This window comes from Herbaspirillum sp. FG34 (assembly GCF_057809315.1).
Window position 1 is genome coordinate 106298 of the sequence record NZ_JBMDJS010000012.1, and the last position, 12555, is coordinate 118852.

At 61.0% G+C, this 12555-nt stretch carries 9 protein-coding genes; 5 read left to right on the forward strand and 4 right to left on the reverse strand.

The features are described 5' to 3' along the window. Window positions 1-145 precede the first annotated feature (145 nt). From msbA to ACODSZ_RS15995, 4 genes are read left to right on the forward strand one after another with little or no spacing between them, the layout of a single operon-like run. Window positions 146-1888 (forward strand): lipid A export permease/ATP-binding protein MsbA, encoded by a 1743-nt coding sequence (gene msbA, locus ACODSZ_RS15980; protein ID WP_241820846.1) that lies wholly within the window; start codon window positions 146-148, stop codon window positions 1886-1888. 2 nt (window positions 1889-1890) lie between these two features. Beyond that, window positions 1891-2994 carry a glycosyltransferase family 9 protein gene (locus tag ACODSZ_RS15985; protein ID WP_488928028.1) on the forward strand — a complete coding sequence of 368 codons (1104 nt, stop codon included), beginning with the start codon at window positions 1891-1893 and terminating at the stop codon, window positions 2992-2994. Then, window positions 2994-3980: a glycosyltransferase family 8 protein gene (locus tag ACODSZ_RS15990; RefSeq protein ID WP_488928029.1), complete on the forward strand. Its 987-nt coding sequence runs from the start codon at window positions 2994-2996 to the stop codon at window positions 3978-3980. The genes ACODSZ_RS15985 and ACODSZ_RS15990 overlap by 1 nt, the downstream gene beginning before the upstream one ends. Window positions 3981-4012: 32 nt before the next feature. Then, window positions 4013-5032, forward strand: coding sequence for a glycosyltransferase family 8 protein (locus ACODSZ_RS15995; RefSeq protein ID WP_488928030.1), 1020 nt, complete (start codon window positions 4013-4015; stop codon window positions 5030-5032). Here the strand turns inward: ACODSZ_RS15995 and ACODSZ_RS16000 are convergent, their stop codons facing one another. Both ACODSZ_RS16000 and dnaE read right to left on the reverse strand, forming a co-directional pair. Next, on the reverse strand, window positions 5033-6241 hold the full coding sequence (locus ACODSZ_RS16000) for an O-antigen ligase family protein (protein ID WP_241820850.1): 1209 nt from the start codon (window positions 6239-6241) through the stop codon (window positions 5033-5035). It abuts the gene before it with no gap. Window positions 6242-6383: 142 nt separating this feature from the next. Next, window positions 6384-9842: a DNA polymerase III subunit alpha gene (dnaE, locus tag ACODSZ_RS16005; RefSeq protein WP_488928031.1), complete on the reverse strand. Its 3459-nt coding sequence runs from the start codon at window positions 9840-9842 to the stop codon at window positions 6384-6386. A gap of 220 nt (window positions 9843-10062) precedes the next feature. On the opposite strand from dnaE, the gene ACODSZ_RS16010 reads away from it, so the two are divergent. Further along, window positions 10063-10944 (forward strand): sulfurtransferase, encoded by an 882-nt coding sequence (locus ACODSZ_RS16010; protein WP_486727984.1) that lies wholly within the window; start codon window positions 10063-10065, stop codon window positions 10942-10944. 87 nt (window positions 10945-11031) lie between these two features. On the opposite strand, the gene ACODSZ_RS16015 is transcribed toward ACODSZ_RS16010, so the two are convergent. Together ACODSZ_RS16015 and ACODSZ_RS16020 are read right to left on the reverse strand one after the other, a co-directional pair. Further along, complete coding sequence (locus ACODSZ_RS16015; protein WP_488928032.1) at window positions 11032-11607, reverse strand: flavodoxin family protein; 576 nt, start codon at window positions 11605-11607, stop codon at window positions 11032-11034. 119 nt (window positions 11608-11726) lie between these two features. Next, window positions 11727-12428: a pirin family protein gene (locus tag ACODSZ_RS16020; RefSeq protein ID WP_220407381.1), complete on the reverse strand. Its 702-nt coding sequence runs from the start codon at window positions 12426-12428 to the stop codon at window positions 11727-11729. Between the last annotated feature and the right edge of the window lie 127 nt (window positions 12429-12555).

The window sequence follows — 12555 nt, forward strand, 5'->3', positions numbered from 1 at the left end:
AATACCCCCGCGCACTGCCGTGACACCGACTCTCCGGCCCCCACCGGCCCCTGCAAATCGATGACAAGAGTGCCTGCCAGCCCAACGAACACGGCATAATCTCTCTTTTTCGTCTCTGCACGACCTGCAAGCAAGGATTCCCCCGATGCTGTCCAACAACATGAAACGCCTGGCTGCCCTGCACTGGCCCTACAAGAAGCGGCTGGCGATCGCCTTCATTGCCATGATCGTCACGGCGGCCACCGAGCCGGTGGTGCCCTATATCTTCCAGGTGCTGCTGGACAAGGGCTTCGTGGGCAAGCCGGCCTTTTCGCTGTGGCTGGTGCCGGCGGCGGTGATCGGCATCTTCTTCATCCGCGGTATCGCCACCTTTACCAGCTCTTACATGATGACCTGGGTCTCCACCCGCATCCTCAATGAACTGCGGCGCCAGATGTTCGCCCGCATGCTGGACCTGCCGGTGCAGTTCTATGCCACCAATACGGTGGGCAAGGTCATCAATTCCATGATGTTCGAGGTGCAGCAGATCATCGACATGGTGACCAAGGTGTTTACCTCCATCCTGCGCTCGGCCCTGACGGTACTGGGTCTGCTGGCCTGGCTGCTGTACCTGAACTGGGTACTGACCATCGTCACCCTGGTACTGCTGCCGCTGGTGACCATCGTGGTGCGTACCACCGGCAAGCGCCTGAAAAAACTCAATCGCGACTCGCTGGCGGTCAATGCCGAGATGACCCAGGTGATCGAGGAAACCACGCGCGCCCAGCAAGTCATCAAGATCTTCGGCGGCCAGGACTACGAGAAGGAACGCTTCAACCGCCGCGCCGAGAACCTGCGCAGCTATACCATGCGCATGACGGCCGCGTTTTCCTCGACGGTGCCGATCACCCAGCTCATGACCGCCACCGCAGTGGCCGTGGTCATCGTCATGGCACTGATCCAGTCCGGCAATGGCCAGATCACCGTGGGCGGGTTCGTGTCCTTCATCACGGCCATGTTGATGCTGCTCACCCCCTTGAAGCAGCTGGCCGAGATCAATGGCCCCCTGCAACGCGGCATGGCCGCTGCCGAAGAGGTCTACAAGCTCATCGACAAGACCACCGAACGCACCACCGGCCAAGCCCTCAGCGGACGTGCCACCGGCCGGCTGGACTTCGTCGAGGTCGGTTTCGCCTATCCCGGCCACGAACAACTGGCGCTCAAGAACATCAACCTGCACGTCGAGGCCGGTGAAACCATCGCCTTCGTGGGCATGTCCGGGGGCGGCAAGTCCACCCTGGTGAGCCTGGTACCTGGCTTTTACTCGGCTACCTCCGGCGAGATCCTGCTCGATGGCCGCCCCATCGAAACCATCTCCCTGCTCAGCCTGCGCCAGCAGATCGCCATGGTGAACCAGAACACGGTGCTCTTCGACGACACCCTCGCGGCCAACATCGCCTATGGTGATCCCCAGCCGGACCCGGCGCGCGTAGAGGCAGCCGTGGAAGCCGCGCACCTGACCGACGTGGTGGCGGGCCTGGCTGACGGGCTGCAGACCCGCATCGGCGACAATGGCTCGCGCCTGTCCGGCGGGCAGCGCCAGCGCGTAGCCATTGCCCGTGCCATCTACAAGGATGCGCCCATCCTGATCCTGGACGAGGCCACCTCGGCCCTGGATACCGAATCCGAACGCGCGGTACAGGCCGCACTGGACCGGCTCATGCAGGGCCGCACCACCTTCGTCATCGCCCACCGTCTGTCCACCATCGAACGCGCCGACCGCATCGTGGTGCTCTCGCATGGACAGATCGCCGAGATTGGCAACCATCAGGAGCTGCTGCAAAAGGAAGGCGTATATGCCAACCTGTACCGCCTGCAGTTCTCCCAGCAACAGGAAGCCTCCGCCTGACCATGCACCAACACGACACCCTGATCCCGGCAGAACTGCTGCAGAAGTCGGACAAGATCCTTTTCATCGCCCACCTGGCCCTGGGAGATTTCACTTACCTGCAGAACTTCTTCAAGGGCTTTGCCGCGCAGAACCCGCATATGAAGATCCATCTGTGGGTGGACGAAGTAAGGCGCACGGCCGATGCAAACCAGTGGCCGCACCTGAAGAAATACGCCCTGTACGACTGGACCGCCGCCTGCCCCTTCTTCGCCAAGGTCTATACCCGCACCTACAGCCCTGAGCTCTATCGCGAATCCATCGCCGAGGCGCGCCGCGAGGACTATCCCATCGTGGTCTCGCTGGCCACCCTGCGTCCGCACCTGTATGCAGCACTGGCGCGCGAGATCAGCCCTGAAGGCTGGGTGGTGGGCATGAAGAAATCAGTCAAGCTGTTCCAGCCGCATCATCTGCTGGCGTATCGCAAGCTCGATGCCGCCATGCCCCCCTATCGCAGTACCACGCCGGAGCATCACATCAGCGATGTCTATGCGCACTGGTTCCAGCAGCTCAGTGGCTTGGACGTCAGCGGCGCGGCACGCTTCCCCTTTGTCGATATCCCGGCGCAGTGGCACCAGTACGCGCAAGACCAGCTGGAGGCGTGGCAGTTCGCGCCGCGCAAGGGCAAGCTGGTCTTCATCAATCCCTATGCCAAGACCAGGAAACGCTGCTGGCCGCTGGAACATGTAGCCGCATTGATCCAGGCCATGCAGGCGCGCGCCGGCTGGGAAGATGCCTGCTTCATCGTCAACGCCGTACCGCAGGAACTGGCCCATGCGCGCGAGGTGATCGGCCGTTACGGCCTGCAGCGCACCCAGCTCTTCAGTGCCGAAGAAAACTTCTTCCAGCTGCCGGCCATGCTCGCCTGTTGCGATCTGATCATCTCGGTGGAGACGGCGGTGATGCACCTGGCCAATGCGGTACGGGTACCGGTCATCGCCCTGATGCGCCAGAAGAATCCGGAGTGGGTGCCGGTCGACCGCGACCATAGCACCGTCATCACCGCGCCCGGCCGCCGCGACTGGGTCAAGGCGGTGACTGTCGAACAAGTCATGAAAGCCATCTGATGAACGTCCCCACCCAACAAGAGATCATGGCGGTACCGGAGAATGGCAAGCCGTCCTTCCATATCGCCTTTTGCGTCGACAACAATTATTTCCGCGCCATGGGCGGCACCATCGCCTCCATCGTGGCCAATAATCCGGACCAGCATTTCACCTTCCACGTGCTGGCCTTCGAGGTATCGGAAGACCATCAGCGGCGCCTGAAGCAACTGGAATCGATGTATCGGGTCAAGACCGAGTTGCACCTGCTGAACCTGGAAGACTTCACCCAGTTCTCGCATTTCCTCGGCCATTCCCACTATTCACTGTCGATCTTCACGCGCCTGGTCATTCCCACGGTACTGGCCAAGGTGACCGACCGGGTGCTCTACCTGGATGCCGACATCCTCTGCTTCAATCGCCTCGATGAACTGGTGGACATGGATATCTCGCAGGAGATCGCCGTGGTGGTACCGGATGCACCGGTCACGCTGCAGCGCCGGGTGGCGGCGCTGGGGCTGGCGCACAACGAGTATTTCAACGGCGGCGTGATCTTCATCAATATTCCCAGATGGCTGGCCGAGGAGATTACGCCCAAGACGCTCGATGCCCTGCTCAACAGCAAGACCGACATGCGCTTCAACGATCAGGATGCGCTCAACATCGTCCTCAATGGCCATGCCCGTCATGTTTCACCGAAGTGGAACTACCTGTACGACCTGATCCACGACCTGAACGTGAACAAGTTCGCCCTCAAGCCGGTGGGCAAGGCCATCTTCGTGCACTTCGCCGGAGCCGTGAAGCCATGGGCGGCATGGAGCCGGCACGAGGCCTGCACCCTGTTCCGCCGCTATCTGGATATCTCACCCTGGGCCGACATGGCGTTGGACCAGGCGCCGCGCAATACCAAGGAGCTACGCATGCACTCGCGCTTCATGTACCGCCAGGGACGCCCGCTGGAAAGCCTGAAGTGGTATCTGCGCTACCTGGGCAAGCGCGCTGCCAAGTAAGACGCAGGCCTGTGCACGCAACCCGGTGAACCATGAACTCTTCCGAAACCATGCTCCAGAATCAAGCGCATCGCACCTCCTCCCGCAACGATGAGGTGTGGCACGTCGCCTTCTGCGTCGACAATCATTACTTCCGCGCGATGGGGGCCATGCTGGCCTCGCTGGTGGCCAACAATCCGTCGCGTCGCTTCGTCTTCCACGTCTTCGCCTTTGCCATCTCGGAAGACAATGCGCGCCGGATGCGCAACATCGAAGCCAACCCCGACATCAAGGTCGTGCCGCATCTGGTAGCGCCGGAGACCTTCGCGGAGTTCGCCGAGATGATCGCCAAGTCTTACTATTCGCTCTCCACCTTCACCCGCCTGATCGTACCCGCCACGCTCAAGGACCAGACCGACCGCGTGCTCTACCTGGATGCCGACATGCTCTGCGTGGGCGACCTGGAAGAACTGATGACGATGGATCTGGAGGACAGTACGGCGCTGGTGGTCGATGACGTAGGCTGGGAAACGGCCAACGGACGGGACGGCCGCTATTCAGTGCTGGGCCTGAAGCATCCGCGTTACTTCAATGCCGGCATGCTCTACATCAACATCCCCGCCTGGGAGAAGAACAAGGTCAGCGAGCTGGCCATCCTTGCCCTGGTGTCCAATCCGGAGAAACTGAGCTTCAACGACCAGGATGCCCTCAACATCGTGCTGGATGGACAGGCACGCTACATCCCGGTGAAGTGGAATTACATCTACAGCATGATCGCCGATCTCAAGCAAGGCCGCCAGGCCATGAGCCCGGTAGGTGATGCGCGCATCATCCACTTCGCCGGGCTGGTCAAGCCCTGGATAGACTGGAGCGGACATGCGGCGCGCGAGCTGTATGTGCGCTATCACGCGCTGTCGGCATGGAGCGACCTGCCACTGGACCCGGCACCGCTGAACCACAAGGAAATGCGGGTCTATGCGCGCTTCCTGATCAAGCGCGGGCACTATGCCAGAGGTTTGTACTGGAACGCCCGCTTCCTGCTCACGGCCGTGCGCAGGAAGCTGGGGCGCTGATCAGTTCGCCTCTTCCTGGCCGCGCAGCAGCCCCCAGAGGATGACCATGGTAAAGCCCAGGCTCATCACCCCGGAGTTGTGCGCCATGAACACTTGGGAAAAACCGAAACCGATGAAGTTGACGATCAGCAGAATGCCCCCCACGGCATAGGGCCTGGCCTGTTCGGAGGCTGATTTCAGATGAGCGATGAACAGGCGCAGCGGCACGAAGTACAGTGCCAGCAACACCAGCAGGCCGGGGATGCCGCGCTTGACCAGGGCATCGAGCCATTCGTTGTAGACGTGATTGTTGCCTGACATGAGCGGATTGACCTTGCCCGCTTCGATCTGCTTGCTTTCCCAGGCCACGAAACCAGCCTTGCCCATACCCAGCCACGGCGACTCCGCCGCCGCCATGGCGCCGGTACGCCACATTTCCATGCGCGTACCAATGGAGGTGTCGGCATCTTTCTTGTGCATGTAGGTCATGGCCTCGGAGAAGGCCAGCGTCACGCGCGCCCGGTAATCCGAACTCGGCAACACCGTGAAGACCAGGACGATGGCTGCGATCAGCGCGGCAAGCCCGCCCCACACATAACGCGGCTGGATCGAGCGGCTGTAGTACACACACAGGATCAGCAGGCAGGCCGGCAAGCCCACCCAGCTGCCACGACTGCCGGTAAACAAGGAACCCAACAGGCCCATGACACCGCCCACGATCAGCAAGGGCAGCCAGATCCGTACCGCGCGCTGCTGCAGCGCCCAGGTGAGCCCGGTCAGGCAGAGGATACCGATGATGAAACTGATGTCGCCATATTGGATGGCATTGGTGTAGCCGGTCGCGCGCAGGTTATGCGAAAAGTACTGCCAGCCGGCGAAAAGTCCCGAGCCGATACCACCAAGGATCAGACCGGACCAGAAGCTCGCCGGTGACGGCGGATAGGCCCGCAGCAGCAGCAACGCCATGGCTGCCAGCAGGAAGCGCAGCGGCAGGTCATATTCCTTGAGGCTTTCGTGGTGGAACAGGTGCATGGCCACGGTGACCACGAAGTAGATCACCAGTACCGCGATGAGCAGGCGATCTTCCCGGCTCAGGGTGGAACGGATGCGCTTGTTGACCAACGTGAAGCTGCCCAGGGACAGCAGGATGGCGCCAACAGAAAAGCCGCTGGGGACAATCAGTGCGATGGCGGAATAGAGAAAGACTGCGAACGAGGTAAAGCTGCCCATCTAAGTGAATCCTGTTTATAGTTTGAATTGACGAAGGCCAAGGCCCCCTTGGTTTCAATAACGTGCGATCAGTGGAAATCCGGCCCCTTCCCCGGCTTCTTGTTCAATGATTTCCTGGTCACACATCCTCAATACTCAATACTCAATACTCGACCACTACCGCCTCCTTGCCAAACGACGCCACCAGCGTCGACTGCAGACTGTCGCTGGGATTGACGCGCCAGGCATCGCCCAGCACGACTTCGCAGGCCGCATCGGCCTGGCGATACTTCATCACGAAGGGCAGGCCCTGCTCCTGGCGATGCGCAGCCAGCGTATCGCGCAGGTGATTCGGGTCGATCGCCTTGTTGAGCGACACCACCATGCGCACGCCATACTGGATGCGCGCCGCGCCCAGGTCCATGACCTTGTCGGCGGCCACCCGCAGGCCGCCATTGAAACGGTCTTCCGACACCTTGCCCGAGACCACCAGCAATTCGTCTTCCTTGATGAGATGCTTGAAGGGCTCGAAGAGTTCGTTGTAGATCGTGGCTTCGATCACGCCCGTGCCATCGTCGAGCGTGCAGATCACCAGCTTGCCGCGCTGGGTCATCTGCACCCGCACCCCGGTGATGATGCCGGCCAGGCTGCGCGGCTCCCACGAGGGTTCCAGGCTGGCGATCTTGGTGCGCACGAAGCGGCGCACTTCCTTTTCGTAGGCCGAGAACAGATGGCCGGAGAGATAGAAGCCCAAGGCGCCCTTCTCTTCGGTCAGGCGCTGCTTGTCGCTCCAGGGCGGTACCTGCACGTATTCCAGCGGCGCTTCCAGGTCGCTGTCGTCACCGCCGAATAGGCTGACCTGGTTGGCCGATTTCTCGGCCTGCTCGGCACTTTCCCAGGCCAGGTTGACCGAGGCCTGCAAAATTGCGCGGTCGACCTTGAAGCAGTCGAAGGCACCGGCGCGAATCAGCGAATCGATAGTACGACGATTGATCTGCTTCTTGTCCACCCGCTTGGCGAAGTCGAACAGGTCCTTGAAGGGGCCGCTCTTGCGGGCTTCCAGGATGGCTTCGATGGCGTTCTGCCCGGCCCCCTTGACGGCGCCCAGGCCATAGCGGATCTGGGTGGCCTTCTTGCCCGGCTCGCCCACCGGCATGAAGCGGTAGTCGGACTTGTTGATGTCCGGCGGCAGGATGGCCAGCTTGCAGATATCGATCGAGTCCTCGATCAGGATCTTGACCTTGTCCGTATCTTCCATGGCCAGCGACAAGTTGGCGGCCATGAACGCGGCGGGGTGATGGGCCTTCAGGTAGGCGGTGTAATAGGACAGCAGCGCATAGGCGGCCGCGTGCGACTTGTTGAAGCCGTAGCCGGCAAACTTTTCCATCAAGTCGAAGATTTCGTCGGCCTTGGCCTGGTCCAGCCCGTTCTTGGCCGCGCCTTCGCGGAACAGTTCACGGTGCTTGGCCATTTCCTCGGCCTTCTTCTTGCCCATGGCCCGGCGCAGCAAGTCGGCGCCACCCAGCGAGTAGCCACCGATCACCTGCGCCATCTGCATCACCTGCTCCTGGTAGACCATGATGCCGTAGGTCTCGGAGAGGATGCCCTCGGTACGCGGGTCAGGATAGTCGAAGGCTTCGCCGTGCTTGCGCTTGCAGAAGTCGGGAATCAGGTCCATCGGGCCGGGACGATACAGCGCCACCAGGGCGATGATGTCCTCGAAACGGTCGGGCCGCGCATCCTTCAACATGCCTTGCATGCCGCGGCTTTCCAGCTGGAACACGGCGACCGTCTTGGCCTTGGTCAGCAGCTCATAGGAAGGCCGGTCATCCAGCGGCAGCTTGGCCAGGTCGAAATCGGCCATGGCCGGATCGAGCATGCGGATATAGCGCACCGCACGATCGAGGATGGTCAGCGTGGTCAGGCCCAAAAAGTCGAACTTCACCAGGCCGACGGCTTCCACGTCGTCCTTGTCGTACTGCGAGACCACGCCGGAATCGCCGCCCTGGGTGTAGAGCGGGCAGAAATCGGTCAGCTTGCCGGGCGCGATCAGCACGCCACCGGCGTGCATGCCGATGTTGCGGGCGATGCCTTCAACCTGCTGGGCCAGGCCCATCAACTGCTTGACCTCTTCCTCGTTCTCCAGCCGCTCCTTCAGGAGAGGCTCTTCCTCAATGGCGTCGGCCAGCGTGACCAGCTTGCCCGGCTTGAAGGGAATCAGCTTGGAGATGCCGTCACAGAAGTTGTAGCCCAGGTCCAGTACGCGGCCCACGTCGCGCACCGCGCCCTTGGCGGCCATGGTACCGAAGGTGGCAATCTGCGAGACCGCCTCCTTGCCGTAACGATCCTTCACATACTGGATGACGCGATCGCGGCCTTCCTGGCAGAAGTCGATGTCGAAGTCGGGCATCGAGACGCGTTCGGGGTTCAGGAAACGTTCGAACAGCAGGTTGTAGCGCAACGGGTCGAGGTCGGTAATCAACAGGCAGTAAGCCACCAGCGAGCCGGCACCGGAACCCCGGCCAGGGCCGACCGGCACGCCATTGTTCTTGGCCCACTGGATGAAGTCCGCCACGATCAGGAAGTAGCCCGGGAACTTCATCTTGATGATGGTGTTGTTCTCGAACTCCAGGCGCGCTTCATAGCGCGGGCGCTGCTTCTCCCGTTCTGCTTCGTTGGGGAACAGTTCCTTCAAGCGCACTTCCAGCCCGGCCTTGGTCTGGGCCACCAGGAAGTCGTCGATGGTCATGCCGTCGGGCGTGGGGAAATCCGGCAGTTGCGGCTTGCCCAGCTGCAGCACCAGGTTGCAGCGCTTGGCGATTTCCACGGTATTGGCAATCGCACCGGGCAGGTCGGCAAACAGCTCGGCCATCTCGGCCTGCGACTTGAAGTATTGCTGCTCGTTGAAGCGGCGCACCCGGCGCGCATTGGCCATGATCTCGCCCTCGGCGATGCAGGTGCGGGCTTCGTGGGCGATGAATTCTTCAGGGCTCTGGAACTGGATCGGATGCGTAGCCACGCACGGCAGGCCCAGCTTGGCGCCCAGGGCCACGCTCTGGCGTACCTGCAGTTCCATGTTGGCCTGGCCGGCACGCTGCAGTTCCAGATAGAACGCACCGGGGAAAATCTCCGCCCAGCGGCGCGCGCAGGCTTCAGCCTGGGCCAGGTTGCCGTTGTCGATGGCCTGGCCGATGTCGCCCATGCCGGCACCCGACAGGGCGATCAGGCCATTGCCGCCTTCCTGGTGGCGCAGCGCATCGAGCCATTCCATACGGACTTCAGCACGGCCCTTGTATTGGTTGGTGAGCCAGGCCTGGGACAAGACTTCACATAACTGCAGGTAGCCATGACGGCTTTTGATCAGCACCAGCAGGCGGAAAGGTTTTTCGCGGTCGGCGTCGTTGGTGATCCACAGGTCGCAGCCGGCGATGGGCTTGACGCCCTTGCCGCGCGCTTCCTTGTAGAAACGCACCATGCAGAACAGGTTGGCGAGGTCGGTCACCGCCAGGGCGGCCTGTCCATCCTTGGCGGCGGCCTTGACGATGTCGTCAATACGCACCAGGCCATCCACGATGGAGTACTCCGAGTGCATACGGAGGTGTACAAATTGCGGTGTAGTCATAGGGTCGACATTTTACCGGAGCTTGCGATCCTGACCGGTTCCGAATGCTCTCGAATTGTGAGAAATATGAAGACTTTACACCTGCCCCTTGTGCCCGATCGTCCGGGCTTGCCTTGATCTGCATCAGAGAAGCCGCAGGCACCGGCCAAATAACTGCGGCCACCCGGGGTGCACGGTTATAATGCTGACGATTCAAAGACTTACAGTTGAGTACGCCATCATGCAGTCCCCGCAGACCCCCTACGTCAACATTGCCGCCTACAAATTCATCAGCTTCGATGACACCGCTGAAAAGCGTCCGGCATTCCTGGAAATTTGCCAGAAGAACAACCTTCGTGGCACCGTGATCCTGAGCCCGGAAGGCATCAACCTCTTCCTGGCCGGCCTGCGCCATGAAATCGACGCCTTCCTGGCCTGGCTGCGCGCCGATGCGCGCTTTGCCGACCTGACCGTCAAGGAAAGCTATTCCGAGAAGCAACCCTTCACTCGCATGCTGGTGAAACTGAAGGCCGAGATCATCACCATGAAGCATCCGCTGATCAAGCCGGAGCTGGGTCGTGCGCCTTTCGTGGAGCCCAAGGAACTCAAGCGCTGGCTGGACCAGGGCCATGACGACGAAGGCCGTCCGGTGGTGATGGTGGATACGCGCAACGGCTTCGAGGTCGATGTCGGTACGTTTGACAACACGGTGGACTACCGCATCAGCAAGTTCACCGAATTCCCGCAGGTGATCGAGGAGCACAAGGCCGATTTCGAAGGCAAGACGGTCGTCACCTTCTGCACCGGCGGCATTCGCTGCGAAAAGGCCGCGATTCATATGCAGAACATCGGCTATGACCATGTCTACCAGCTCGAAGGCGGCATCCTGAAGTATTTCGAGGACGTGGGCGGTGCCCACTACAACGGCGACTGCTTCGTCTTCGACTATCGCACCGCCCTGAGCCCGGAGCTCAAGGAAACCCAGACCGCTCAATGCTTTGCCTGCCGCGCCGTGGTCACCCCGCGTGAACAGCTCTCGCCGGATTACGTGCCGGGCAAGTCCTGTCCGCATTGCGCGCCCAAGCAGCGAGCTGCGCATGAATCCAGCTCTGCAGCAGCCTGATTGCTGCGCATCCCGGCAACGAAAAAGCCGACCCCTTGCGAGGTCGGCTTTTTTACATCTTCACGGTTTGTGACGATGAGATGAAGATTACTTCTTGAACTTGGCAGCCGTTTCCATCACGCGCGCGCCGAACAGCTTGGCGGTTTCCAGGTCGCCCGGCAGCGGGCCTTCTTCGGGCGAAGAGTCCGACGGGCTTTGCGCCATCAGGCCCGAGAAGGAACCGACGAAGTTGATGTCATTGCGCTGGGCAGCCTTGCTGTTGGCAGGCATCAGGCCGGTGCCGACCCAGATCATGCTGTGCTGCATGCCCAGCGTGAACAGGTAGTGCAGGGTCGAGAGCTTGTCGCCGTTCATGGTGGCCGAGTTGGTGAAGGCGGCACCGACCTTGTCCTTCCACTTCTGGCTGAACCAGGGCTTGGAGGAGGCGTCGGCGAACTTCTTGAACTGCCAGGACACGGTACCCATGTAGGTCGGCGAACCGAAGATGATGGCATCGGCCGCGTCCAGGCTGGCCCATTGTTCATCGGTGATGGTGCCTTCGGCACTGATGGCGATCAGCTCGACAGCGGCGCCGGCAACGCCGGCCGCGCCAGCCTGCACGGCTTCGGCCTGCTTCTTGGTGTGGCCGTAGCCGGAGTGGTAAACGATGGCAACTTTGGTCATGACGAAATTTCCTTCTCTAGAGAGTGAAGTGACGCGGAAAAAACCGCCGGTGTGATCGGTACCGGCGGGTTGCTACTGGAAACTGCTTGCTGCATTCCTGCATGCCGGCGCAGCAAAGCTCAGCGCGGCAGGTCAAACAACAGGACTTCGGCCTTCTCGCCGCCGCTGATCTCGATGCGATCCACCGCACTGAGCTTGACGGCATCGCCCGCCTGCAGGGCCTGGCCATTGACGCTGATCTTGCCACGGGCCACATGCACATAGCCCAGGCGACCTTGCGACAGGGTGTACTCGGCGCTTTGTGCACCGTCGAACAAACCGGCGTAAAGCTGGGCATCCTGGTTCATGCTGACCGAACCTTCCCGGCCATCACGCGAAGCTACCAGGCGCAGCTTGCCATCCTTGTCGGCGGCCGAGAAGTGCGCTTCCTGGTAACCCGGCTCGGCGCCAGCACGGTCGGGCATGATCCAGATCTGCAGGAAGTGCGTGGTGCCGTCCTGGGAGTGGTTGTACTCCGAATGACGCACGCCCGTGCCGGCACTCATGCGCTGCACGTCACCGGGACGGATCACGCTGCCATTGCCCATGCTGTCCTTGTGCGCAAGTTCACCTTCGAGCACATAGGAAATGATCTCCATGTCACGGTGACCATGGGTACCAAAGCCCTGGCCTGCGGCCACGCGGTCCTCGTTGATCACCCGCAGCGGACCAAAGCCCATGTGCTTGGGATCATAGTAGTCCGCGAAGGAAAAGCTGTGATACGAATCCAGCCAACCGTGGTTGGCGTGGCCACGATCGTTCGCTTTGCGAAGTTCCATCATGTCAACACCTCTTTCTTGAGTGGGACCAAACCGGAATTGATTTGGTCAAAATGTTTGTCGATGGCGTCACTATAGTGGCTATCTTTTATGCAGATAAGGTCTAAAATCCGTAGTGTTCGTTCAAAAA

What these genes read in the sequence shown, in the direction of transcription:
- msbA (WP_241820846.1), top strand. Translation starts at nt 146, where the DNA reads ATGCTGTCCAACAACATGAAACGCCTGGCTGCCCTGCACTGGCCCTAC.
- ACODSZ_RS15985 (WP_488928028.1), top strand. Translation starts at nt 1,891, where the DNA reads ATGCACCAACACGACACCCTGATCCCGGCAGAACTGCTGCAGAAGTCG.
- ACODSZ_RS15995 (WP_488928030.1), top strand. Translation starts at nt 4,013, where the DNA reads ATGAACTCTTCCGAAACCATGCTCCAGAATCAAGCGCATCGCACCTCC.
- ACODSZ_RS16020 (WP_220407381.1), bottom strand. Translation starts at nt 12,428, where the DNA reads ATGATGGAACTTCGCAAAGCGAACGATCGTGGCCACGCCAACCACGGT.
- ACODSZ_RS15990 (WP_488928029.1), top strand. Translation starts at nt 2,994, where the DNA reads ATGAACGTCCCCACCCAACAAGAGATCATGGCGGTACCGGAGAATGGC.
- dnaE (WP_488928031.1), bottom strand. Translation starts at nt 9,842, where the DNA reads ATGACTACACCGCAATTTGTACACCTCCGTATGCACTCGGAGTACTCC.
- ACODSZ_RS16000 (WP_241820850.1), bottom strand. Translation starts at nt 6,241, where the DNA reads ATGGGCAGCTTTACCTCGTTCGCAGTCTTTCTCTATTCCGCCATCGCA.
- ACODSZ_RS16010 (WP_486727984.1), top strand. Translation starts at nt 10,063, where the DNA reads ATGCAGTCCCCGCAGACCCCCTACGTCAACATTGCCGCCTACAAATTC.
- ACODSZ_RS16015 (WP_488928032.1), bottom strand. Translation starts at nt 11,607, where the DNA reads ATGACCAAAGTTGCCATCGTTTACCACTCCGGCTACGGCCACACCAAG.